Genomic DNA, 23,306 nt, shown 5'->3' with positions numbered 1-23,306 from the left:
AGTGAGAATTCGTGAATAAAAAAGCAGGACCGCTGTTTTATATCTTTCTTGCAATCTTTGTGTTTTTCGTCATGTTCCCGTTCTTATGGATGCTGTTAAGCTCGATTAAGCCAGTTTCAGAGCTGTTTGGGGATAAGGCGTTCCATCCGTTTACAGACCATCCTACTTTTAAAAACTATGTGTCTGTATTCACTAACTATCCGTTTCTTAAATACTTATGGAACAGCTTCGTTGTTTCGGGTGTTACGACGGTGTATACAGTTTTAATCGCATCATTCACAGCTTACGCGATCGCGAGGCTGCAATTTAAAGGGAAGACAGTCATTTTGGGGCTGGTGCTCTCGGTATCCATGTTCCCGCAGATCGCTACCATTTCACCGATATACATTCTGTTGAAGAATATTGGATTGACCAACAGCTACTTAGGTTTGATCATTCCCTATACAACGGTTACGCTTCCGCTGTCGATCTGGATTCTGGTTACCTTCTTCCGCAAGATCCCGTTTGATCTGGAGGAAGCAGCAAAGATGGATGGAGCAACCTTGATGCAGACGTACTGGAAAGTTATACTGCCGCTGGCTGTACCGGGAATCTTTACAACAGCCATTCTCGTATTTATCGCAGCGTGGAATGAATTCCTGTTCGCCTTAACCATCAATACCGATGATAAATTAAAAACAGTTCCAGTCGGGATTGCAATGTTTGAAGGGCAGTTCACCGTACCTTGGGGCGACATAACAGCAGCAACGGTTATTGTTACTGTTCCGCTCGTTATCATGGTTCTGTTGTTCCAGCGCAGAATTGTTTCCGGCCTTACATCCGGAGCCGTAAAAGAATAGAAGGCTTTCCTTTCCTTTCGTTTAGGTGCCAGGCACCCGCCTTTGACAGATGTCAAAAGGCGGTGCCTGGCACCTTTTAAGGTTATACTAGGAGTAAAATCATAAGGAAGTGAATGAAGTGAAGTTAACAGTAATTGGTTATTGGGGCGGCTATCCGGGAAAAGGAGAAGCTACTTCGGGTTATCTTCTGCAGCATGAGGGATTTAATCTGCTGATTGACTGCGGGAGCGGTGTTTTGTCCAGCCTGCAGAACTATATAGGGGTTGAGGAAATGAATGCTGTGATCCTGTCGCACTATCATCATGACCATGTGGCAGATATTGGCGTCCTTCAGTATGGACGGCTCGTTCAATCCTTTTTGCAGAAAGGTATTCCAACACTGCCGGTTTATGGCCACACAAAAGATCAAAAGGGTTTCCAGAGCTTAACGTACCGTTCAGCTACTGCGGGTAAAGCCTACTTCCCGGAACAGCTGCTCCAGATTGGTCCGTTTCACATCTCCTTTATGGAGACAAAGCATCCGGCACCATGCTATGCGATGAGAATTACAGATGGAAGCAAAACCTTCGTATATACAGCAGATTCTGCTTACCTCTCTGACTTTGTTCCCTTTAGTAAAGGTGCAGATCTGCTTATTTCAGAATGCAATTTCTACAGTGATCAAGATGGAAGCGGCCCTGGACATATGAACTCTCATGATGCTGCAAACATTGCAGCCAAAGCGGATATTCCTCATCTGCTTCTCACGCATCTGCCGCATTTCGGTGACCATAACCAGCTAATCGAACAGGCGTCAGAAAGGTTTAGCGGCAAAGTGGAAACTGCATCTGCCGGGTGGACGTGGGAAGGATAAAATACAACCATAAATTGTTAGGGAATGAGAAGTCTGACAGCTTGCTATTCTTCTAAAAGAGTTGTATAACGAAAAAGGAGAAATTATTTCTAACGGAGCAGTGAAGGAGAATAAGCTATGCTGTTTATTGATAACCGTAATATTACGGATCCCAGAGTAAACCTTGCCATCGAGGAATACGCTTTAAAAAACCTGGATATTAACGAAACGTATCTTTTATTTTATATTAATGAACCTTCTATCATTATCGGGAAGAATCAGAATACGGTAGAGGAGATCAATGCCGATTATGTTCGGGAGCACGGCATCCATGTCGTCCGCCGACTATCTGGCGGGGGAGCGGTCTACCATGATACCGGCAACCTGAACTTCAGCTTTATTACGAAAGATGACGGCAATTCTTTTCATGATTTTAAAAAGTTTACCGATCCTGTCGTCAAGGCACTGAATAAACTAGGTCTCAATGCGGAGCTTAGCGGAAGAAATGATATTCTCGTTGACGGGAAGAAAATTTCAGGAAACGCTATGTTTACCACCCGAGGCAGAATGTTTAGCCACGGTACACTTATGTTTGATTCCGAAATTGAAAATGTTGTCTCTGCTCTTAATGTAAAATTAGATAAGATTCAATCGAAAGGCATCAAGTCGATACGCAGCCGGGTTACGAATATTAAAGAGCATATGAATGAAGAAATGACGATGGAAGAATTCAAGCAGATTCTACTTTCGTATTTGTTCGAAGAATTTGAGGAAATCCCGCGCTATGAACTTACCGTGAAAGATTGGGAACAAATTAATAAGTTATCAGAAGAAAGATACCGCAATTGGGATTGGAACTATGGCAACTCTCCAAAATCCAACGTGGAACTTTCCAACCGTTTTGCTGGCGGTTCAGTAGATGTGAAACTTCAAATCGAGAAAGGCATCATGCGTGAATGTAAAATTTACGGTGATTTCTTTGGAGTAGGCGATGTACGTGACATCGAAGAGCGGCTGATCGGCACCCGCTATGACAGAAGAGATATTGAAAAGGCGCTTGAAGATGCAGACATGGGCCATTATTTTGGAAATGTAACGAGAGAAGAATTTTTGGACCTGCTCTATTAATTAAAAAGCTCTGTAAGACTAAATGATGGAGCGTTTCATTTGTTCCACGAATCACTATATATACAATCTGCTTTAATAAAATCAAATAATAAAGACAGCTATGGCATGGGGCCACAGCTGTCTTTTTTGTTCATCTTCCATTTGACAGAATAGTCGTAAAACGATAAGCTTTAGAAAATAGTATTACATATATAATTAAAACGAAAATAAAACGTCATACGTAATAACTGAAAATGAAAGGGCTTACTAACTAAAGAAGAGGTGAATGCAGTTGATCTTTGATCGGGAAATGGAATGCATGGAACGAGGGGAAAAGCAGGAACTTCAGTTATCAAGACTTAAGGAAACAGCTGGGAAGGTATTTGAGAGTGTGCCTTTTTACCGAAAAGCATTTGTGGAAAAAGGGATAGCGCCTGAGGATATTCATACGCTGGAAGATATAAAAAAATTGCCATTCACCGTAAAAAAGGATCTTAGGGATCATTACCCCTTTGGCCTTTTTGCCGTGGATACAAAAGAGCTGACACGCGTTCATGCTTCTTCGGGTACGAGCGGGAAGCCTACCGTCGTTGGATATACGGCAAAAGATATTGAAAACTGGAGCGAAATGGTGGCACGGTGTATCGCGATCGGCGGAGGTGAGTCTGGAAAATTCCTTCATAATGCATACGGTTACGGCCTCTTTACAGGAGGACTTGGCCTTCATTTTGGTTCAGAACGCCTGGGGATGGTGACTGTACCGGTTTCTGGAGGCAACACGGAACGCCAAATCCTGCTCATTGAAGACTTTAAGCCAGAGGTGATCTGCGGAACTCCATCCTATATCCTGACTATTGCAGAAAAGATGGAGAAAATGGGCAAGGATCCTCGCGCTACTTCCTTAAAATACGGCATATTTGGTGCAGAGCCTTGGTCAGAAGAGATGAGGACTGCTCTAGAAGAAAAGCTGAATATTAAAGCGATGGACATCTATGGACTCAGTGAAGTGATGGGGCCAGGTGTAGCCATGGAGTGCCATGAAGCACAGGACGGACTTCACATCATGGATGACCACTTTTTTGTTGAAGTGATCGACCCTGACACACTTGAACCAGTTCCAGAGGGAGAAACGGGCGAGCTTGTGTTTACTAGTTTAACGAAAGAAGCCTTCCCTGTCATAAGGTACCGCACAGGTGATATCGCTTCGCTTTGTACGGGAAAATGCGTCTGTGGACGCACTTCCGTCAGGATGTCACGTGTTAAAGGCCGGATTGATGATATGCTCATTATCCGCGGTGTCAACGTTTTTCCATCCGAAATTGAGAACTGTCTTCTGAAAGCAGAGGATCTTGTTCCTCATTATCAGCTCCACGTTCATGCAGACGGTTTTAAAGAGAATGTTCAGCTTCACGTAGAGATTACAGAAGCTTGTTTCACACGCATGGAACAAAACCTTGACCATGTGGATTTGGAATTGCTCAAAGACCGAATCAAGCATGCGGTTAAAAGCAGCTGTCTTGTAAATCTGGATATCCATCTGCTTCCTCCGGGCTCCATTCCAAGGTCTGAAGGGAAGGCAGTTCGGGTGGTCAGACATAAAACCGCTCAATTAGGTGTATAGTTGGTTGTTATTTATATGACGATATTTTATAATAACGGTAAATAAACGTAATATAATTAGGAGGGGCTTATTGTGCAGGCAGGTCTCAGCTTTGAACAGTTAACAAACGATGAAAAGCACCAGCATTTTATGGATCGAATCAACCTCGGTGAAAAGATAGAAGCCGATGATTGGATGCCGGATGATTATAGAACAAATCTCATACGTCTCATTTCTATGCATGGCATTTCGGAAATTATGGGAGCGCTTCCAGAAAAGGAGTGGGTACCAAAAGCACCATCCCTTCACCGTAAATTAGCGATTATGGCGAAAGTGCAGGATGAAATGGGGCACGGCCAGCTCTTATTGCGTGTTGCGGAGGATCTCATGGCTCCTCTCGGGAAAACAAGGGAAGACATCATGCAGGATCTGTTCTCCGGCCGTCTGAAATTTCACAACGTCTTTCATATGGAGGCACCGACTTGGGGGGATGCCGGAATGATCGCCTGGCTAGTGGACGGAGCAGCCATCATCTCGCAGAGCATGATGCTCGATTCATCATACGGGCCATACGCAAGAGCGTTAAAGCGTATTTGCGCAGAAGAAGTCTTCCATGCTCAGCATGGCGAGAGCATTATTTTAGCCCTTGCTGAAGGTACGCCTGAACAGCGAGCATTGCTGCAGGATTCCCTTAACCGCTGGTGGACGTCACTGATCATGTTCTTTGGTCCGAAGTCAGCAAAAGAAACGGGCAATTCGAACGCCGATAAGAACATCATGTATAAAATCCGGACGAAAACGAATGAAGATCTTCGCCAGGAGTTCTTCACCAAATATATTCCGCGCGTCTGGGCGCTCGGCCTTACCATTCCAGATGAAACGATCCACTTTGATGAAGAGACACAGATGTGGGTGTATCAGGATGTCGACTGGAATGAATTTAAACAGATTGTTTCAGGAAATGGGCCGCGTTCACAGGAACGATTGGATTTGAGAAGAAGTTCATATGACAACAACAGCTGGGTTCGGGAGGCACTTGCCGCCCAAAAGGCGATCTAAAAGCGGAGGAGAGTGGATAACGAATGAGCGAACAAGGAAACCAATTTTATAACGTGTATGAAGTGTTCAGCAAGAAGACAGATAAAGCTCCTTTTCAGCATCAGTTCAGCCTGCTTGCGCCGAACGCAGATATGGCTCTTGTCATGGCAAAGGAAAATTTCTTCCGCAGAGAGACAGTGGCTGACATTTGGGTCGTCAAACGGGAGAACATCCGCGGCTTAACACAGAGTGAAAGAGTAATGCTGAAAAGACTGGATAAAGACTATAGAGAAACTAAAGGATATGGTTACCTGAAGAAAAAATGGCGTGACTACAATCAGGAACAGTTTACAGAACAGCACATCATGGGCGGAAGGGAAGAGAGCCGATGACCGGAGAAACATTAAACCAACAAGAAAAAAAAGCGCTCAAGGAATTGATCTATCAGCTGGCAGATGATGACTTTATCCTGGCTTACAGAGGATCGGAATGGCTTGGACTCGCCCCCCATATCGAAGAAGACGTTGCGTTTTCTTCCATCAATCAGGACATGATGGGGCATGCTTCAATGTACTACCACCTTTTGGAGGACCTTGGTGAAGGAGAAGCGGACCGCATTGCGCATCTCAGAAAACCCGAAGAGTTCCGCAATGCCATCCTGCTTGAAAGGGTGAACGGAAGCGGGACCTATCTTGATAAACCGGACTATGACTGGGCATTTGCCGTCGTAAGAAACTATTTTTATGCGGTCCACAAACACATCCGTCTGGAATCGCTGAGAATGTCTTCCTACGAACCGCTGGCCAATGCAGCGAAGAAAATCATGACAGAGCAGTATTACCATTTGATGCACTGGGATATTTGGTTCAAGCAGCTTGTAATGAGCACAGAAGATGCGAAGCAACGCATGCTGTCAGCAGTGGATAGAGTATGGAGAGATTTTGGCGGAGTACTTACGCTGGGACCATTTTATGGAGAGATCGTAAAAGCTGGATTAATAGAAGATGAACCGCTTTTGAAGAAACGCTGGCTTAACAGGATTGAGAAAGTATTCTCGGAAACCGGTATAACAGTACCAGGAGAGCCGCTGATTGAAAGCGGTAACGGCCGGAAAGGCGAGCATACGCCTGATCTTGCTGAAGCCCTTTCCACTCTTTCAGAAGTGTTTGCCACTAACCCGGCTTCCGGCTGGTAACAAAACGCAGGACCGGAAAGGAGAGACAGCATGGTTATACAATCTATGAATCTCAAAGAAAAAGTAATCTCAGCCCTCAAAGATGTAAAAGACCCGGAGATTGCTTCTGTAAGCATACTGGACCTGGGAATGATTGAAGACGTTGAGGAAAGAGAAGGCTCTGTACTCATCAAAGCGCTGCCTACGTTCGTTGGCTGTCCGGCCCTTCATATCATTGAAAGAGATATTAAACAGGCTGCCCGTGCTGTAGAAGGTGTGAAGGAAGTTCATGTGGAGTTTGTCTACACGCCGGCTTGGACAACAGACCGGATTACTGAAGGAGGCAAAGAGAGATTAAAAGAGTTTGGGATTGCGCCTCCACCGGCAAATCATGTGATGGGGGAACCGTGGAGCATCGATTGTCCGTATTGCGGCTCCTCATATGTAACCATGGAGAATATCTTCGGCCCGACCGCTTGCCGCAGCATCCTATATTGCAAGTCTTGTAAAAACCCTTTTGAAGCGATGAAGCCTGTAGCGGATATGAACTGAAAAAGAAGGCTCTTTTCAAAAAATTGTTGCTTATGAGTGTAAAGAGCTTCATTGACAAGTTGATTGGAGTGCATGGTGCGAGACTCCGGCGGGATGAAGCGTGACAGGTGAGACCAAGGAGGCGCTTGCGCCACGGGGCTCACCGCACGCCCCGCGAAAGTAGGCGTTTACGCCGGTTAAAGCGGGCAGCCTGAAACGGAGATCAACCGCCTTCCAAGAGCACCAAAGGTTACGAAAACAGCCAAAAAGAAAAAGGGGAACAGCTAGTTTTATAGAAATGGTTTAATGCTGTCTCATAATGAAAGAATCATAAAAAATATAGTCGAGAGGAAGATACACAAATGGTGAAATTGATCGCACTTTATAAAACTCCGGAGAATAAAGAAGGCTTTGATGACCATTATTTCGGTACACATACAGAAGTAACGAAAAAGATTCCAGGGCTTCGCAAAATGGAAGTAACAAAGATTGTAGGCTCCCCAATGGGAGAAAGCAAATACTACTTGCTCTGTGAAATGTATTATGACGATCATGAATCATTAAAAGCAGGGATGAAATCAGCTGAAGGAAAAGCTTCGGGCAAAGACTTGATGTCTTTTGCCGGAGACCTCGTTACATTGATGATCGGTGAGGAAGTGAATGAGTAATTTCACAACGATAACGTCAAAAGTAGAAGAGGGTATTGCACTGATTGAGCTTAACCGCCCCAAAGTGCTTAACGCCATCAACCGAAGCATGGTGTCAGAGCTTTTGTCTGCTTTTGAGCAATATGACCGTAATGACCAAGTGAAAGCGATCGTTCTAACCGGAAACGACCGGGCATTTGCGGCCGGAGCCGATATCGATGAAATGATGAATGACGATGCCATTACGCTTGAACTGCTTAACCAGTTCAAGGATTGGGACCAGCTGCACACCATCAAGAAGCCGATTATCGGAGCGGTAAGCGGATTTTGTTTCGGCGGCGGGTTTGAGCTTGCGCTGTGCTGTGACATCCTTTTTGCTTCTGAAAAAGCACAGTTCGGTTTTCCGGAAATCAAGCTTGGCGTGATGCCTGGTGCAGGAGGAACAGTCAAGCTGACCAAGCTCATGGGGCAGAAAAAAGCACTGGAATGGCTGTGGCTCGGTGAACCGATGACTGCGAAGGAGGCTCATCAGCACGGGGTGATCAACAGGGTAGTAGCTCCTGAACTCGTGTTAGAAGAAGCAATGAAATTTGCACGTACCATCGCCTCCAAAGCACCGCTCTCCTTACGGTTGATTAAAGAGACGGTCTATAAAGCGGTCGATGACTCTGTTCTCGACGGCATGCAGTTTGAAAGAAAAAATTTCTATCTGCTGTTTTCTTCTGAAGACCAGAAGGAAGGCATGAAAGCTTTTGCTGAAAAACGGCGGGCTAATTTCAAGGGGAAATAAGGAGGAGCGCTGATGTTTGAAACGATCATGTACGAAACAAGAGCCGGAGTAGCCTGGATTACACTGAACAGGCCCGGCAAGCTCAACGCGTTCACGAGTGTGATGCATAAAGAGATGCTTTCTGCGTTAAAAACGGCCGGCAAAGATGAAGAAGTCCGTGCCATCGTTATCACTGGCGCAGGGCGTGCGTTCTGCTCCGGCCAGGATCTCGGCGGAAGCGACAATCCTGACTACGGAGAGGTTCTCCGCCAAGGTTATAATCCAATGGTCCAGGCGCTTGTTTCCATTGAGAAGCCGGTCATCGCTGCTGTAAACGGAGTGGCAGCCGGCGCCGGAATGAGTCTGGCACTTGCCTGTGACTTCAGGGTGGCTTCTGAAAAAGCGAGCTTTATCGAAGCGTTCATCCATGTAGGGCTTGTGCCCGATTCAGGCAATCTGTACTTCCTTCCGAGGCTTGTCGGACATGCGAAAGCCATGGAACTTGCTGTTTTAGGCGAGAAAATTTCTGCTGAACAGGCAAAAGAGTCGGGTCTTGTCACAAAGGTTGTATCCGATGAAGTTTTTGTTCAGGAAGTGGAGACATTTGCGGTGAGATTGGCGAATATGCCGACGAAAGCAATCGGTCTGATCAAACGATACATGAATAAAAGCTGGGAGAGCGATTTAAACGAAGTGCTGGAATATGAGGCACTTGCACAGAAAACAGCGGGCAGCACCCAGGACCATAAAGAAGGGGTTACCGCATTTATGGAAAAACGCAAGCCCGTGTTTACAGGGAAATAGATTGTATGCTGGAATGTGGCTGGTTCTAACCAGATTCCATTCCTTCAGGAAGACAATCATTCGAGGATCTATATATAGCTGAAAAATAAAAAAAGCGGGCTGCAGCAGGGCTCGCTTTTGCAACATTCAAGGAATGTGGAGGAGATACCATTGATGCAATCCATCGTTGTTGTCGGATCAGGAGTAATGGGCAGAGGAATTGCCTACAGTGCAGCAGTAGGGGGCTTCCATGTGCAGCTGGTTGATGTTCAGGAGGAAGCGCTAAAAAACGCGGAACGTGAAATAGAAGCCATTTTTTCAAAAGGTGTTGCCAGAGGAAAGCTGGGTGCAGAAGAAGCTGAAACGGCGAAAAATCGGCTTTCTTACTCCACCCATCTTTCGGAAGCGGCAAGCCAGGCTGACTTGGTCATTGAAGCAGTTCCGGAAAATCTTGAGATTAAAAAGGCTGTATTCACAGAGCTGGACAAAGCAGCACCAGATCACTGCTTTTTAGCTACAAATACATCGACTATGAGCCCGACTGAAATCGGTTCATTTACGCAGCGTCCTGAAAAGGTAGTCGCTATGCACTTTTTCAACCCGGTCCACAAGATGCCGCTTGTTGAGATTGTAAGGGGGCATGAAACGAGCGATGAAACAGCAGCGGCGGTAAAAGAAGCAGCAGAGCGGATGGGAAAAGAAACTGTCATTGTTAACGAGTTTCCTGGCTTTGTAACGAGCCGGATTTCGGCGATGGTCGGAAACGAAGCGTTCTTTATGCTTCAGGAAGGTGTAGGTACTCCGGAAGAAATCGATAAAGCGATCAAGCTTGGTTTAAACTATCCGATGGGGCCGTTTGAACTTGGCGATCTTGTCGGTCTGGATACACGGCTTAACAACTTAAACTATCTTCATCAGACCCTCGGTGAAAAATACCGTCCATGTCCGCTTCTTGTTAAATATGTGAAAGCGGGAAGACTTGGCCGCAAGACCGGACGCGGCGTCTATGATTATATGATCGAGAAGGGCGGCGTAACCAAATGAGAGAAGCCGTTATTGTCGATGCAGTGAGGACGCCCATCGGCCGCTACAAAGGCGGGTTGAAAAACGTCCGGCCGGATGACCTTGCAAGTATTGCCATTAAGGCGTTACTGGAGAGAAATCCGAATGTACCAGCTGCAGAGGTTGAAGAAGTTATTCTTGGAAACGCAAATGGTGCAGGAGAGGATAACCGGAACGTAGCCCGCATGGCGGCGTTACTGGCAGGCCTTCCTGTCGAGGTTGGCGGTACGACGATCAATCGATTGTGCGGTTCCGGACTTGATGCCGTCATCTATGGAGCAAGGGCCATCATGGCGAATGAGGGAGATATCTTCATTGTCGGCGGGACGGAAAGTATGACAAGAGCACCTTTCGTAATGGCGAAGCCGGATGCGGAATTTCCGCGCGGCGACATGAAGATGTTTGACACAACAATCGGCTGGCGGTTCATCAACCCGCTCTTTAATGAAAAGTATGGAACGGACTCCATGCCGCAGACGGCTGAAAATGTGGCGCAGCGCTGTGGAATTTCCCGTGAGGCGCAGGACAGCTTTGCGGCAGAGAGCCAGCACAGGGCCCAGAAAGCGATAGAAGCAGGGCGGTTTAACGAAGAAATCATTCCTGTAGTTTTAAAGGATAGAAAAGGCAATGAAACCATTTTTGATAAGGATGAGCATCCTAGACCAGGTACTACAGCTGAAAAATTGTCAGGGCTCAAACCTTTGTTTGCCGGCGGCACGATCACTGCAGGAAATGCATCCGGAGTGAATGACGGTGCAGCTGTGCTGTTGATGATGAGCGCTGAAAAAGCAAAGGAATTGGGCGTGAAACCTCTGGCGCGCTATAAGGCTTCTGCTGTTTCCGGTCTGGAGCCTTCAGTTATGGGGCTGGGGCCGATTGAAGCGAGCAGAAAAGCGGTGCAGCGGGCGGGCATCACGCTGGAGGAGCTTGGTCTGATCGAACTGAATGAAGCATTTGCCTCCCAATCTCTGGAGTGCATAAAACAGCTGGAGCTTGATCAGCAAAAGGTAAATGTAAACGGCGGCGCGATTGCTTTTGGACATCCGCTTGGAGCGAGCGGTGCAAGAATCCTTACGACGCTAATTCATGAGATGAAGAAACGAAACGTAAAGCATGGGCTGGCAACGATGTGCATCGGAGTGGGCCAGGGCATCGCTGCCGTCGTTGAAAATATAGAGGAGTAAGGGGAGAATGAAATGCCAGAAGCTATTCTTTATGAAGTAAAAGACCATATCGCTTATGTTACGTTAAACCGTCCTGAAGTGCTGAACTGCTTTAACTATCGAACACTTCAGCGGCTCGGTGAGGTTGTTGATGAGATCCATCATAATCAAAATGTCCGTGTTGTTATTTTTACAGGGGCAGGAGAGAAAGCCTTCAGCGCAGGAGCGGACCTCAAAGAGCGGCGCACCCTCTCAGAGGCCGATGTTAAACGCAACGTACGAAAAATCCGTGATGTATTTTCTGCGGTTGAGGCGCTTCCGCAGCCTACAATCGCCGCGATTAACGGCCATGCGTTCGGTGGCGGGTTTGAACTGGCGCTTGCATGCGACATTAGAGTTTCCGTTGATTCAGCTTCCATGGGTCTGACTGAGCTTAGCTGGGCGATTATTCCGGGTGCAGGTGGAACACAGCGGCTTCCGCGATTAATTGGGCAGGCTAAAGCGATGGAGCTTATTCTGACAGCCAAGAAAATGAAGGCTGATGAAGCCTGGCAATACGGCATTCTGAATAAAGCGGTGACGAGAGAAGAACTGTTGCCGGCATGTGTAGAATATGCTGCCGCCATCCTGAAGAACGGACCGATCGCTGTGCAGCAGGCAAAGTACTCCATCAAGCACGGTATGGAAACCGACCTGCAGACAGGGCTTGCGATCGAGGCCAAAGCATATGAAGTGACCATTCCTACAAAAGACAGAGTGGAGGCGCTTGATGCCTTCAGTGAAAAAAGACCTCCTGTTTTTAAAGGGGAGTAGATTTTACCTGGATAGCTTGTTCTGCTCTATGTGTTTTGGTAGGATAAGAGTCATCTAAATTGACAGTAAAGCAAATGAGGGACAGTCATGCAAAACAGTTTAAACACGCGTTCAATGATTTTTACGCTGTATGGAGATTACATACGCCACTATGGCAATGAAATATGGATTGGAAGCCTGATCCGCCTTCTTGAGGAGTTCGGCCATAACGAACAGGCGGTAAGGGCAGCCATCTCCCGTATGAACAAACAGGGCTGGATCGTTTCGCGCAAGCAGGGGAACAAGAGCTATTATTACTTAACCCCGCGCGGAGCAAGACGGATGGATGAAGCTGCAAAACGGATTTTTAAGCTGCAGCCCGAAAAATGGGACGGTACTTGGTACATGTTTACGTATACCATTCCCGAAGAAAAAAGAAGCATCAGGGACGAGTTAAGAAAAGAATTGGTATGGAGCGGATTCGGTCTTTTGGCCAACAGCTTCTGGATTTCTCCCAACAACCAGAAAGAACAGATCAAGCAGATGATGGAGAAATATGAGATCCAGGATTTTGTCCACTTTTTCACGGCAACTTATGAAGGACCTCATGAGAACGCACAGCTCGTGAATGAGTGCTGGGACTTGGCGGATACTAACCGGAAATATGATGAGTTTATCAAGACGTACTCCCAAAAGTATGTGATTGATAAGAATAAGATTGAAAAGGGGGAGATGACAGATGGCGAGTGCTTTGTAGAACGAACAAAGCTCGTCCATGAATACCGCAAGTTCCTGTTTGTTGATCCCGGGCTTCCTCAAGAACTTCTTCCATCCGACTGGCTCGGAGATTATGCAGCCTCCTTATTTGGAGATTATTACAGAACACTCGCGGGTCCTTCCAGCCGCTTTTTCGAGGAGATCTATCAAGAAGGAAACGAACTGAAAAGAGACAAATCTTACAACGCGCTGAACCACCCGCTCATCCAGGAACTGTAGATTTGTAAACAAAAAGCACTTTCATCCTGAGCGGGAAAGTGCTTTTTATTTCCATTATTTTAGCTCCTGCTTAAACTGCTGCCCTTTTTGCTGATACGTTTCAATGGTTATTCGGATAATCTCCAGGTCTTTGTCATTCAACTCCCGAATGACTTGGCCGGGAGAACCCATGACCATGGTACGGGGCGGAATCTTTTTTCCGGGAGGGATAAGGGTGTTTGCTCCGATAAAGGCTTGTTCACCAATCTCGGCACCGTCGAGGATTGTCGCACCCATTCCGATCAGTGCACCCTTTCTGACCGTGCAGCCATGAAGGATAACATTATGCCCGATCGACACTTCATCCTCAAGAAAGAGGGGATACTGCTCGTATAGATGCAGTGTGCAGTTATCCTGGACATTGCAGCGATCTCCAATGGTGATCGGCCCTTCATCCCCGCGAAGGACACTGTTAAACCAGATACTGGATTCTTTGCCGATTTTGACATCGCCAATGATATGTACGCCTGGTGCAATAAAAGCGCTTTCATCAATCTGCGGCTCTTTTCCGTTAAATGTGTAATTCATAGAATAGATCCTCCCTGTTGTTTTGACTGTGATTATAAAAAGTATAACAGATTCATAGGAAGGAGTAAGAAAATGAACACTGTATGCAAGATTTTAGGCATCCAATATCCCATTATTCAAGGAGGAATGGGGAATGTCAGCAACGCACAGCTGACAGCGGCTATCTCAAACGCAGGTGCCCTGGGGACAATTGGAGTAGGGACGGTGCTCCCTGATGAAGTAGAAGGTATGATCGTGGAGGCAGCTTCGAAAACATCGAAGCCGTTCGCTGTCAATGTTCCGCTCACTGTGGCATCCAACGTAAAAGAAATCTTTCAGCTGATCATCAAGCACCATGTACCCGTTGTTTCTTTATCAGCTGGAAATCCCGCCCCCTACATTCGCAAGCTGCAGGAACACGGCATTAAAGTCATTTGCGTGGCCGCTTCTGTTTATCATGCGAAAAAGGCAGAAGACGCCGGAGCAGACCTCATTGTCGCAGAAGGATATGAGGCAGCTGGTTTGAATTCTCCTTTTGAAACAACAACGATGACGCTCATTCCGCAGGTAGCCGATGTGATCAAGATTCCGCTGATCGCAGCTGGCGGCATCGGGGATGGACGAGGTGTAGCGGCCGCCATGATGCTCGGGGCAGAGGGTGTGCAGCTCGGTACGAGATTCATAGCAGTTAAAGAAGCTCCGTTCCACCTGCGCTATAAAGAAGCGCTCATTCAGGCAGATGACCGGGATACAGTTGTTGTCGGCCGTTCTGTCGGAAGAATCCGCAGAGTGATGAAAGCTCCTTATGCCGAGAGACTGCTATCGAAGGAATCAGAAGGCATTACGCTCGAAGAATTTAATGCACTGACGACGGAAGACCAGCACATTGCAGGCGCAATAAAGGGTGACTTCGAGCAAGGATTCATCAACAGCGGGCAGATTGCAGGATTGATTAAAGACATGCCTTCAGCAAGCGAGCTGATACAGAAAATGATGAAAGATGCCGGACTGGCCATCAGCCGCAAGAGCAGCGAGCTTTCTAGCTGGCAAAAACAAGGAACAGACCTTTAAAAGGAAAAGAATTTATAATATAATTAATTTTGTAAATAGTTCGAAAAATTTACTAGAGGCATGACCGTTCAACCAGTGCCGCAACGAGATAGGGAGATGTCTGCTTTAGTAAAAAGGGGGAAAAAGAGAATGAAGAAGTGGAAAGGTTTACTCGGTGTTTCACTGGCTGGTATGGTGCTGCTGGCAGGCTGCGGAACATCGAAAGAAACGAACAGTGAGGAAAAAGGCGGCAAGGAAATCAAGATTGGTGTCACTCAGATTGTAGAGCACCCGTCGCTTGATGCGGCCTATAAGGGCTTTAAAAAAGCTATTTCTGCCAGCGGACTGAAAAATGTAAAGTATGATGTCCAGCTAGCGCAAGGAGATCCAAACAATTCTCAGACGATTGCCAAGAATCTTGTGGGTGAAAAAGTAGATCTCATTTTTGCCAACTCCACACCGAGTGCCCAGCATGCTCTTAACGCTACAAAAGACATTCCAATCGTATTTACTTCAGTAACGGATCCAGTCGGAGCCAAGCTCGTACAAAGCTTTGAAAAACCTGGAGACAACATTACTGGAACGACGGATACTCATCCTGATGCTATCCCAAAAACGATAGAGTTTATTGACAAACAGACCGATGCAAAAACAGTGGGCTTGATTTACAACAAAGGAGAACAGAACTCTGTTGCCCAGGTAGACCTTGTGAAAAAAGCGCTTGAGAAATCTAATCTGAAACCAGTGGAAGTCAGTGTCTCAACCTCTGCGGATGTGAAGCAGGCTGCAGAATCACTCGTTGGACGTGCGGATGTTTTTTATATCGTTACCGACAATACAGTAGTATCTGCCCTCGAATCCGTTATCAGTGTGGCTGAAGACAAAGATATACCGATGTTTGCAGGTGAGCTTGATTCTGTAAAACGCGGAGCCTTCGCCGCATACGGATTCGATTATTATGACATCGGCTATGAAGCAGGGCAGATGGCAGCGGACATTTTGAAAGGGAAAAAGAAGCCTAGCGAAATTAAGGTGCAATACCCTCAAAAGCTGAAACTCGTCATCAATAAGAAAGCTGCAAAAGCCATGAACATCAAACTGAAAACTGAATGGGACTCAATGGCTGAATATACAAAGTAAGTCTCCCGTGTTGGGTTTGACACATCGCTTTTGGTCAAATCCAGCACGTTTTTTTCGATGGCAAAGGGAAAGAGCAAACCGTATGCAGTTTATAAAGACAAACGCTTTTTAGGGGAGGAATACAGATGTTTGCACTCTTTAGCGCTTTGGAATCAGGTGTGATCTATGCCATTATGGCACTCGGTGTATACCTTTCGTTCCGTATCCTGGACTTTCCAGACTTAACGGTAGACGGAAGTTTTGTAACAGGTGCAGCGATATCTGCCAGTTTAATAGTCCACGGACAGAATCCTTTTATTGCCACGATGGCAGGAATACTCGCTGGATTTATCGCAGGCTGTATAACAGGAATCTTACATACCAAAGGAAAAATTAATCCGCTCTTATCCGGAATTCTCATGATGATCGCCCTCTACTCCATCAACCTCCGGATTATGGATCAGCGTTCAAATGTACCGCTTCTGGGAGAAGATACAGCATTTACTTTAATCACTTCCTTTTGGCAGAAACTTGGGCTCGACAGCATGTTCAATAAGCTGTTCACAGCTATTGGACTGGGAGATAGTCTTCCAAAAACCTGGGGCATCTTTTTTGTCATGGCGATCGTGACGATTCTTATCAAATTTGCAGCTGATTGGTTCCTGAAAACGGAGATTGGGTTGGCACTCCGGGCGACTGGAGACAATAAGCGGATGATCCGAAGTTTTTCGGCAAACACGGATGGCTTAACTGTTCTTGGGCTGGGGTTATCAAACGCTCTTGTCGCTTTTGCTGGTGCACTCATCGCCCAATATGGAGGTTTTGCTGACGTCGGGATGGGGATTGGCATGATTATTATCGGACTCGCTTCTGTCATTATTGGTGAAGCTTTGTTCGGAACAAAGTCCATTGCCCGTGCAACGCTTGCGGTTGTTTTAGGGGCCGTTGTTTATCGCATCATCATTGCCTTTGCCCTGCAGATTGAATTTTTTGAAACGGGTGATTTGAAATTGATTACAGCGCTGATCGTTGTCTGCTCTCTTGTCCTTCCTAAACTGCTGGAAGCGAGAAAGGAACAGGCGAGGAAAACGAGGAGAAAGCAGCTGAACCATCAGACTATGGACAGAAAGGGTGAAGAAATTGCTGCATCTAAATTCAGTTCATAAAATCTTTAACGAAGACACACCCGATGAAAAAATCGGACTGTCAAACATCAACCTGCAACTGGAACCTGGAGATTTTGTTACAGTTATCGGGAGCAACGGAGCGGGAAAATCAACCTTAATGAATGTTATTTCAGGTGTACTGTTTCCCGATGCAGGCCTGGTTATGATTAAAGGGAAAAACATTCTTTCTTTGCCTGAACATAAACGTTCCAAGTTTATTGGAAGGGTTTTTCAAGACCCGATGGCGGGAACGGCTCCGACGATGACGATTGAGGAAAATCTGGCGATAGCTTACGCGCGCAATAAGAGAAGATCTCTTAAACGGGGGATTACGAGAAAATCCAGGGAATTCTTTCAGGAAGCAATAGAGTCTCTTCATTTGGGCCTGGAAAACCGTTTTACGGCTAAAGTCGGCCTGCTATCCGGAGGTGAACGCCAGGCGCTGTCCCTGCTTATGGCAACTTTTACAGAGCCCGATATCCTGCTTTTGGACGAGCATACAGCAGCACTTGATCCTTCCCGTGCGGCGCTCATTACGGAGCTAACGAAGGAGATTGTGGCCGCACACGGGCTTACTACCTTAATGGTCACTCATAACATGCAGCAGGCGATCGACCTCGGCAACCGGCTGATTATGATGGATAAAGGGCAGATCATCCTGGATGTCGATGAAGTCAGCAAAAAGTCTCTAACCGTAGAAAGTCTTCTCAATGAGTTTCAGCGCATAAGAGGAGAAAAGATGGCGAGCGACAGGGCTCTTCTTTCATAAATCACGAGGCAAAGCTAAAGCTGTGTTCCGGCAGGAACACAGCTTTTTATACATTTTGAGGGCGTTTGTTGGAGGGGCTTTTGAGCCAGGAGCGAATTCCGTTTTGTTTTCGAACACAATCTCCTGATCCTCCAGCCCGAATGGCTGGCATAAAAGACACTTTTCCATATTTTCACTCCTTCTGGTTTTTATTTTTTCATAGTCTTGCTATATTGTATAGATTTGAAATCTTCAGGCTATTCATTGACTGACTATTCAACAAAATGATATCATTACGTTAAGAAAACGTTATATAATTATCGTGTTTAAACGAATGAATAAATGAGGGCATGGACCATTAGCTGGAATATGCCCTCATTGTCTGCGGTCTAACGAATGGATGTATCTATTAAGAGGTGATGTCATGAAACCAGGAATGAAAATCGGTGATACAGCAACCATTACAGCTGTAGTGACACCAGATATGTTTGCGCAATTCGAAGGAAAACTCGTTCATCCTGCTTATTCCACCGTATCCATGGTCTATCATATGGAGTGGGCGGCGAGGCAGATTATTCTGCCTTACCTTGAAGAAGATGAGGAAGGAATCGGTGGAGGAATCAAAGCTTCCCATCTAGCGCCTACACCTGAAGGAATGAAGCTTGAAATAAAAGCAACCCTTACAGAACTAAAAGGAAGGGCTGTGATATGCAAAGTTGAAGTAAGAAATGAAAAAGCAACAGTAGGAGAGGGAGAGGTCACACAATACATTCTTCCAAAAGAAAAAATCTCTCAGAAACTGCATGAAATGACAAACTAAATGCCATAAAATGAAAGCGCTTACTTTAAAGCGCCAAAGAGATAAAGGATCACCAAGGGGGAGTAAGCATGTTTGAAAAGATATCGCAGCATGAACAGGTTGTATTCTGCAACGATCCGGCCACCGGCTTAAAAGCCATTATTGCTATACATAACACCACGCTTGGGCCGGCACTTGGCGGCTGCAGAATGCGCCCGTATAAATCAACGGATGAAGCACTTGAGGATGTACTTCGGCTGTCAAGAGGGATGACGTACAAGTGTGCTGGAGCAGACGTGGATTTTGGGGGAGGAAAGTCGGTGATCATTGGCGATCCGACAACAGATAGATCTCCGGCATTATTCCGTGCTTTCGGCCAATTCGTAGATTCTCTTAACGGCCGCTTTTATACAGGCACAGATATGGGGACGACACCGGATGACTTCGTGCATGCCCTGAAAGAAACGTCCTGTATTGTAGGTGTGCCGGATGAATATGGAGGAAGCGGGGATTCGTCCGTACCTACTGCACAGGGTGTCATATACGGGCTTCGAGCAACCATCCAGGCGCTGTATGGCTCAGAAGATCTTTCCGGTATGTCCTACAGCGTACAGGGGCTTGGAAAAGTTGGCTATAAGGTAGCGGAGCAGCTTGTCGCTGCCGGTGCCCATGTGTACGTCACCGATATTAACCAGCAGGCGCTAAAGAGTATCGTGGACCGGGCGGAGCTTCTTCCGGGAACGGTTGAAGTTGTTGAAGGGGATGAAATTTACGGAGTGAACGCTGATATATTTGTTCCTTGTGCACTTGGAGGCATTGTCAATGACGAAACCATCGACAGGCTCAAGGTCAAAGCGGTTGTCGGAAGTGCAAACAACCAGCTGCTTGAAGACAAACACGGAATCTATCTTCAGCAGAAAGGAATCCTTTACGGACCAGACTATATCGTGAACGCCGGAGGGTTAATCCAGGTCGCTGATGAGCTGTACGGGCCGAATAAGGGCCGTGTGCTGAACCAGACAAGAGCCATCTATGATTCTCTTCTGGCAATCTATAAACAGAGCAAGGAACAGAATCTATCTACCATGGAGGCAGCCAACCGCTTCTGTGAGGACAGGATTGAACACCGAAAACAGCGAAACAGTTTCTTTTCCCATGATAAAAGACCGAAATGGAATGTGCGGCATTAAAACGGAATCTATCAAATTAAAGGGGGAGTTAGTGTGGAAAGTCAATTTCCGAGGAAGCAGATTTTAAACGAAGAGGGAATGCTGGTGGATGATTCATATAAAAGCAGGCTGACGGTAGAACTCGTGAAAAATCTCTATACAAAAATGCTGAGAGCCCGTCTCTTTGACCGCAAAGGAGTAAATCTTCAGCGGCAGGGCCGTATCGGAACGTACGTGCCGTTTGAAGGCCAGGAAGCGGCGCAGATCGGCAGTGCCATGGCGATGGGAGAGGGAGACTGGATGTTCCCTACCTACCGCGACCATGGGGCGACGTTAACCTTCGGACACTCCGTAAAGAATGTGCTTCTCTATTGGAAAGGCCGCCAGGAAGGCTGTATTCCCCCCGCTGGAAAGAACATTTTTCCGCCTGCCGTTCCGATTGCTTCTCAGCTTCTTCATGCAACCGGGACAGCATGGGCTGAAAAAATGAAAGGAACAGACCGTGCCTCCATCGTTTACTTTGGAGATGGAGCGACCTCAGAGGGTGATTTTCATGAAGGGCTCAACTTTGCGAGCGTGTTTAACATTCCGGTTGTCTTTTTCAACCAGAACAACGGTTTTGCCATCTCTGTTCCAATTGAAAAGCAAATGAAGGCAAAGACCATCGCACAAAAAGCACTCGGCTATGATATTGAAGGAATAAGGCTGGATGGCAATGATGCATTTTCCGTTTACTTCCATACGAAAGCGGCCATTGATAAGGCACGGGCTGGAGGCGGCCCTACTTTAATTGAGGCCGTTACCTGGAGATATGGTGCTCATACGACAGCAGACGACCCGTCCAAATACAGAGACCAAAACGAGAGTACGATTCGGCGTGAAACGACTGATCCTCTTATCCGGCTGGAAAAGTATATGAAGATGGAGAACATCTGGGACGGCCAATGGGCTTCAGATCTTGAAAAAGAAATAACAGCGGAGATTGAAGCAGCCGTTAAAGAAATGGAAAATGAAAAACCGCCGCACGTCAATGACATGTTTGATCATGTTTTTGCAGAAAATCCATGGCCGATCAACGACCAAAAAGAAGCGTATGCGCTTATGAGGGGGGAGTAAGATGACAACTGCAGCAGTTGAAACGAAAAAGCTGACACTTGTTCAGGCAGTAACGGACGGGCTTAGAACGATGATGAGGGAAAGCGAAGAAGTCATCGTTTTAGGTGAAGACGTCGGGCGCAACGGAGGAGTTTTCCGGGCGACTGACGGATTGATGGATGAGTTTGGCGAAAAGCGTATCATTGACACTCCGCTGGCTGAGTCAGGGATTATCGGTACATCCATCGGGCTTGCGATGAACGGCTTTCGCCCTGTAGCAGAAATGCAATTCCTTGGCTTTATTTATCCAGCATTTAACCAGATCATGACTCATGCTTCAAGGATAAGAGCAAGAACACTAGGTGCTTTCACGGTCCCTATGGTTATCCGTGCTCCGTTCGGTGCAGGTGTGCGCGCTCCTGAAATCCATTCTGATTCGGTGGAAGCTCTGTTCACTCACATGCCGGGAATCAAAGTGGTTGTTCCGTCGAATGCGTATGATGCCAAAGGGCTGCTCATCGCGAGCATAGAGGATCCGGATCCAGTGCTTTTCCTTGAGCCGATGAGATGCTACAGAAGCTCAAAGATGGATGTTCCAGAAGGAAAGTACACCGTAGAAATCGGTAAAGGAAGTGTTCTGAAAGAAGGAGAACACGTAACGGTACTGACTTATGGGGCGATGGTCGATACAGCATTAAAAGCAGCAGAAGAAGCAGAAAAACAAGGGGTAAGTACAGAAGTTATTGATCTGCGTACACTGTATCCGCTTGATAAAGACCTGATCGCCCAAAGTGTCCAAAAGACAGGCAGAGTAGTCATCGTACACGAGGCACCATCTACAGGAGGCCTTGGAGATACCCTTGTTTCTTTAATCAACGATACTTCATTCCTTTATATGAAGGCGCCGGTAGAGCGGGTTACCGGGTTTGATACGCCAGTACCGATGTTTGCCCTGGAGGACCATTATCTTCCGGACACGGCAAGAGTAACATCAGCAATTCATAAAGTGATTAACTTTTAGGAGGCTGTAAAAATGGTTGAAGTAAAGTTGCATGACATAGGCGAAGGGATGCATGAAGGAGAGATCATTCATTTCTTTGTAAAACCTGGAGATACGGTTTCCATTGACCAGCCTCTTGTTGAAGTTCAAACCGATAAAGTGACCGCAGAACTGCCGTCACCGATCGCCGGCAAGGTTACTGACATTCTTGTGAAGGAAGGAGAGACGGTCACTGTAGGAACGGTTCTTCTTACTCTGCAAGGAGAGGGTTCTGGCCAAGAGTCTATAACGGAGATTGACTCTCCACAGGTGGTGCAGGAACCGACGGCACAAGCACCTGAAAGAGAAGCTTCCATCGCGATGCTGACTAAGCGGGTTATGGCTGCACCTTACACCCGTAAAATAGCGAGAGAGCACGGCGTTGATATCGAACAGGTGACAGGCACCGGACCGGCAGGAAGAATTACAGAAGAGGATGTATTGTCGTTTGCAAAAGGAAGTACAGAACCGAAAACATTCGAAATTCCTGCAGCCGCCGAACCTGCCGTAAAGCTGGAAATCGAAAATCCCCCAGCAGAAGCAGAGGAAATCCCATTCAGAGGCCGCCGCAAGCAAATCGCGAAAAAGATGACTCAATCGCTGTTCACCATTCCACATGTTACTCATTTTGAGGAAGTGGATATGACGAATTTGCTTGAATTAAAGAAACAGATGAAAGAGCTGGATCCTAACAACAAGGGATTCAACGTTTCTGTAGCAGCGTTTTTTGTAAAAGCCATTCAGCTCGCACTGCGGAATTTCCCGATCTTCAACAGCAAACTGGATGAAGAAAAAGAAGTCATCAGACTTGAGAAGCAAGTGAATATCGGTATCGCCACAGATGCTGAAGATGGTCTGATTGTGCCGGTGATCAAGAATGTAGAACGCAGAACCATTAAAGATATTAATTCCGATATGAAAGAAAAAATTATGAAGGCAAAAGAAGGCAGGCTCACAAGAGATGAACTGACTGGCGGGACCTTCACGATCTCAAATGTCGGGCCCTTGGGCAGCATGGGTGCGACCCCGATTATAAACCATCCCGAAGTTGCTTTAATGGCTTTCCATAAAACGAAGAAGATGCCTGTTATCATCAACGACGAGATTCAGATCAGATCCATGATGAACCTTTCGATGTCGTTTGACCACCGAATCGCTGATGGGGCAACGGCAGTTCAATTTACAAACCGTTTTAAAGAACTGATTGAAAATCCTTCCGTCATGGTATTGGAGCTGATATAA

25 protein-coding genes are annotated in these 23,306 nt (G+C 46.5%); 24 read left to right on the top strand and 1 reads right to left on the bottom strand.

Translation table 11 applies throughout. The features are described 5' to 3' along the window. Window positions 1–11: 11 nt before the first annotated feature. The 15 genes from AR335_RS13505 (at window position 12) to paaX (ending at window position 13,333) form a co-directional block, all read left to right on the top strand. Window positions 12–839, top strand: a complete 828-nt coding sequence (locus AR335_RS13505; RefSeq protein ID WP_062236603.1) for a carbohydrate ABC transporter permease — start codon at window positions 12–14, stop codon at window positions 837–839. Window positions 840–957: 118 nt separating this feature from the next. After that, window positions 958–1,692: an MBL fold metallo-hydrolase gene (locus AR335_RS13500; protein WP_062236601.1), complete on the top strand. Its 735-nt coding sequence runs from the start codon at window positions 958–960 to the stop codon at window positions 1,690–1,692. A 117-nt stretch (window positions 1,693–1,809) separates the two neighbouring features. Beyond that, on the top strand, window positions 1,810–2,799 hold the full coding sequence (locus AR335_RS13495) for a lipoate--protein ligase (RefSeq protein WP_062236598.1): 990 nt from the start codon (window positions 1,810–1,812) through the stop codon (window positions 2,797–2,799). A 274-nt stretch (window positions 2,800–3,073) separates the two neighbouring features. Then, on the top strand, window positions 3,074–4,399 hold the full coding sequence (locus AR335_RS13490) for a phenylacetate--CoA ligase family protein (protein WP_234293299.1): 1,326 nt from the start codon (window positions 3,074–3,076) through the stop codon (window positions 4,397–4,399). 129 nt (window positions 4,400–4,528) lie between these two features. Next, window positions 4,529–5,437: a 1,2-phenylacetyl-CoA epoxidase subunit PaaA gene (paaA, locus tag AR335_RS13485; protein ID WP_062237104.1), complete on the top strand. Its 909-nt coding sequence runs from the start codon at window positions 4,529–4,531 to the stop codon at window positions 5,435–5,437. A gap of 23 nt (window positions 5,438–5,460) precedes the next feature. Then, window positions 5,461–5,808 (top strand): 1,2-phenylacetyl-CoA epoxidase subunit PaaB, encoded by a 348-nt coding sequence (paaB, locus tag AR335_RS13480; RefSeq protein WP_062236593.1) that lies wholly within the window; start codon window positions 5,461–5,463, stop codon window positions 5,806–5,808. Continuing rightward, window positions 5,805–6,611, top strand: coding sequence for a 1,2-phenylacetyl-CoA epoxidase subunit PaaC (gene paaC, locus AR335_RS13475; RefSeq protein WP_062236590.1), 807 nt, complete (start codon window positions 5,805–5,807; stop codon window positions 6,609–6,611). The genes paaB and paaC overlap by 4 nt, the downstream gene beginning before the upstream one ends. A 30-nt stretch (window positions 6,612–6,641) precedes the next feature. Next, on the top strand, window positions 6,642–7,142 hold the full coding sequence (paaD, locus tag AR335_RS13470; RefSeq protein WP_062236586.1) for a 1,2-phenylacetyl-CoA epoxidase subunit PaaD: 501 nt from the start codon (window positions 6,642–6,644) through the stop codon (window positions 7,140–7,142). 341 nt (window positions 7,143–7,483) lie between these two features. After that, window positions 7,484–7,789, top strand: a complete 306-nt coding sequence (locus tag AR335_RS13465; protein WP_062236583.1) for an EthD family reductase — start codon at window positions 7,484–7,486, stop codon at window positions 7,787–7,789. Further along, on the top strand, window positions 7,782–8,558 hold the full coding sequence (locus tag AR335_RS13460) for an enoyl-CoA hydratase/isomerase family protein (protein ID WP_062236581.1): 777 nt from the start codon (window positions 7,782–7,784) through the stop codon (window positions 8,556–8,558). Before AR335_RS13465 ends, AR335_RS13460 begins: the two co-directional genes overlap by 8 nt. A gap of 12 nt (window positions 8,559–8,570) precedes the next feature. Continuing rightward, the gene (locus AR335_RS13455) at window positions 8,571–9,341 is read left to right on the top strand and encodes an enoyl-CoA hydratase-related protein (RefSeq protein ID WP_062236579.1); all 771 of its coding nucleotides are present in this window, start codon (window positions 8,571–8,573) and stop codon (window positions 9,339–9,341) included. Window positions 9,342–9,494: 153 nt separating this feature from the next. Further along, complete coding sequence (locus AR335_RS13450; protein WP_062236578.1) at window positions 9,495–10,364, top strand: 3-hydroxyacyl-CoA dehydrogenase; 870 nt, start codon at window positions 9,495–9,497, stop codon at window positions 10,362–10,364. Beyond that, the gene (locus tag AR335_RS13445) at window positions 10,361–11,566 is read left to right on the top strand and encodes a thiolase family protein (RefSeq protein ID WP_062236576.1); all 1,206 of its coding nucleotides are present in this window, start codon (window positions 10,361–10,363) and stop codon (window positions 11,564–11,566) included. The genes AR335_RS13450 and AR335_RS13445 overlap by 4 nt, the downstream gene beginning before the upstream one ends. Before the next feature lie 12 nt (window positions 11,567–11,578). Continuing rightward, window positions 11,579–12,358: an enoyl-CoA hydratase-related protein gene (locus AR335_RS13440; RefSeq protein ID WP_062236573.1), complete on the top strand. Its 780-nt coding sequence runs from the start codon at window positions 11,579–11,581 to the stop codon at window positions 12,356–12,358. 87 nt (window positions 12,359–12,445) lie between these two features. Then, entirely contained in the window at window positions 12,446–13,333 is an 888-nt protein-coding gene (gene paaX / locus AR335_RS13435; RefSeq protein ID WP_062236571.1) for a phenylacetic acid degradation operon negative regulatory protein PaaX, read from the top strand. 54 nt (window positions 13,334–13,387) lie between these two features. On the opposite strand, the gene AR335_RS13430 is transcribed toward paaX, so the two are convergent. Then, on the bottom strand, window positions 13,388–13,900 hold the full coding sequence (locus tag AR335_RS13430) for a gamma carbonic anhydrase family protein (RefSeq protein WP_062236568.1): 513 nt from the start codon (window positions 13,898–13,900) through the stop codon (window positions 13,388–13,390). Between the two features lie 72 nt (window positions 13,901–13,972). On the opposite strand from AR335_RS13430, the gene AR335_RS13425 reads away from it, so the two are divergent. From AR335_RS13425 to AR335_RS13385, 9 genes are all read left to right on the top strand, one after another. Beyond that, entirely contained in the window at window positions 13,973–14,950 is a 978-nt protein-coding gene (locus tag AR335_RS13425) for an NAD(P)H-dependent flavin oxidoreductase (protein WP_062236565.1), read from the top strand. Window positions 14,951–15,079: 129 nt separating this feature from the next. Beyond that, window positions 15,080–16,069, top strand: a complete 990-nt coding sequence (locus AR335_RS13420; RefSeq protein WP_053355510.1) for an ABC transporter substrate-binding protein — start codon at window positions 15,080–15,082, stop codon at window positions 16,067–16,069. Window positions 16,070–16,194: 125 nt separating this feature from the next. Next, window positions 16,195–17,214, top strand: a complete 1,020-nt coding sequence (locus AR335_RS13415) for an ABC transporter permease (protein ID WP_062236562.1) — start codon at window positions 16,195–16,197, stop codon at window positions 17,212–17,214. After that, a complete protein-coding gene (locus tag AR335_RS13410) occupies window positions 17,189–17,983 on the top strand; it encodes an ABC transporter ATP-binding protein (RefSeq protein WP_062237102.1) in 795 nt (264 codons plus the stop codon). Before AR335_RS13415 ends, AR335_RS13410 begins: the two co-directional genes overlap by 26 nt. 403 nt (window positions 17,984–18,386) lie before the next feature. Further along, window positions 18,387–18,782 (top strand): thioesterase family protein, encoded by a 396-nt coding sequence (locus AR335_RS13405; protein WP_062236559.1) that lies wholly within the window; start codon window positions 18,387–18,389, stop codon window positions 18,780–18,782. A gap of 68 nt (window positions 18,783–18,850) precedes the next feature. Continuing rightward, window positions 18,851–19,951: a Leu/Phe/Val dehydrogenase gene (locus tag AR335_RS13400; RefSeq protein ID WP_062236555.1), complete on the top strand. Its 1,101-nt coding sequence runs from the start codon at window positions 18,851–18,853 to the stop codon at window positions 19,949–19,951. Between the two features lie 33 nt (window positions 19,952–19,984). Then, window positions 19,985–21,046, top strand: coding sequence for a pyruvate dehydrogenase (acetyl-transferring) E1 component subunit alpha (gene pdhA / locus AR335_RS13395; RefSeq protein WP_062236552.1), 1,062 nt, complete (start codon window positions 19,985–19,987; stop codon window positions 21,044–21,046). 1 nt (window position 21,047) lies between these two features. Continuing rightward, a complete protein-coding gene (locus AR335_RS13390; RefSeq protein WP_053355503.1) occupies window positions 21,048–22,046 on the top strand; it encodes an alpha-ketoacid dehydrogenase subunit beta in 999 nt (332 codons plus the stop codon). Between the two features lie 12 nt (window positions 22,047–22,058). Further along, the gene (locus AR335_RS13385) at window positions 22,059–23,306 is read left to right on the top strand and encodes a dihydrolipoamide acetyltransferase family protein (protein WP_062236549.1); all 1,248 of its coding nucleotides are present in this window, start codon (window positions 22,059–22,061) and stop codon (window positions 23,304–23,306) included.

It is taken from the genome of Fictibacillus sp. FJAT-27399 (genome assembly GCF_001510655.1).
Taxonomy (GTDB): domain Bacteria; phylum Bacillota; class Bacilli; order Bacillales; family Fictibacillaceae; genus Fictibacillus_C; species Fictibacillus_C marinisediminis.
The sequence above is the reverse complement of the archived record's forward strand: the minus strand, read 5'-3'. Positions and strand labels throughout refer to the sequence as shown.

Excerpts from the sequence above, each read along its gene's own strand:
- AR335_RS13385 (WP_062236549.1), top strand. The coding sequence starts at position 22,059 with ATGGTTGAAGTAAAGTTGCATGACATAGGCGAAGGGATGCATGAAGGA.
- paaB (WP_062236593.1), top strand. The coding sequence starts at position 5,461 with ATGAGCGAACAAGGAAACCAATTTTATAACGTGTATGAAGTGTTCAGC.
- AR335_RS13445 (WP_062236576.1), top strand. The coding sequence starts at position 10,361 with ATGAGAGAAGCCGTTATTGTCGATGCAGTGAGGACGCCCATCGGCCGC.
- AR335_RS13455 (WP_062236579.1), top strand. The coding sequence starts at position 8,571 with ATGTTTGAAACGATCATGTACGAAACAAGAGCCGGAGTAGCCTGGATT.
- AR335_RS13460 (WP_062236581.1), top strand. The coding sequence starts at position 7,782 with ATGAGTAATTTCACAACGATAACGTCAAAAGTAGAAGAGGGTATTGCA.
- AR335_RS13425 (WP_062236565.1), top strand. The coding sequence starts at position 13,973 with ATGAACACTGTATGCAAGATTTTAGGCATCCAATATCCCATTATTCAA.
- AR335_RS13465 (WP_062236583.1), top strand. The coding sequence starts at position 7,484 with ATGGTGAAATTGATCGCACTTTATAAAACTCCGGAGAATAAAGAAGGC.
- AR335_RS13440 (WP_062236573.1), top strand. The coding sequence starts at position 11,579 with ATGCCAGAAGCTATTCTTTATGAAGTAAAAGACCATATCGCTTATGTT.
- AR335_RS13415 (WP_062236562.1), top strand. The coding sequence starts at position 16,195 with ATGTTTGCACTCTTTAGCGCTTTGGAATCAGGTGTGATCTATGCCATT.
- paaA (WP_062237104.1), top strand. The coding sequence starts at position 4,529 with ATGGATCGAATCAACCTCGGTGAAAAGATAGAAGCCGATGATTGGATG.
- paaD (WP_062236586.1), top strand. The coding sequence starts at position 6,642 with ATGGTTATACAATCTATGAATCTCAAAGAAAAAGTAATCTCAGCCCTC.
- AR335_RS13430 (WP_062236568.1), bottom strand. The coding sequence starts at position 13,900 with ATGAATTACACATTTAACGGAAAAGAGCCGCAGATTGATGAAAGCGCT.
- AR335_RS13420 (WP_053355510.1), top strand. The coding sequence starts at position 15,080 with ATGAAGAAGTGGAAAGGTTTACTCGGTGTTTCACTGGCTGGTATGGTG.
- AR335_RS13450 (WP_062236578.1), top strand. The coding sequence starts at position 9,495 with ATGCAATCCATCGTTGTTGTCGGATCAGGAGTAATGGGCAGAGGAATT.
- AR335_RS13495 (WP_062236598.1), top strand. The coding sequence starts at position 1,810 with ATGCTGTTTATTGATAACCGTAATATTACGGATCCCAGAGTAAACCTT.
- paaC (WP_062236590.1), top strand. The coding sequence starts at position 5,805 with ATGACCGGAGAAACATTAAACCAACAAGAAAAAAAAGCGCTCAAGGAA.
- paaX (WP_062236571.1), top strand. The coding sequence starts at position 12,446 with ATGCAAAACAGTTTAAACACGCGTTCAATGATTTTTACGCTGTATGGA.
- AR335_RS13405 (WP_062236559.1), top strand. The coding sequence starts at position 18,387 with ATGAAACCAGGAATGAAAATCGGTGATACAGCAACCATTACAGCTGTA.
- AR335_RS13390 (WP_053355503.1), top strand. The coding sequence starts at position 21,048 with ATGACAACTGCAGCAGTTGAAACGAAAAAGCTGACACTTGTTCAGGCA.
- AR335_RS13400 (WP_062236555.1), top strand. The coding sequence starts at position 18,851 with ATGTTTGAAAAGATATCGCAGCATGAACAGGTTGTATTCTGCAACGAT.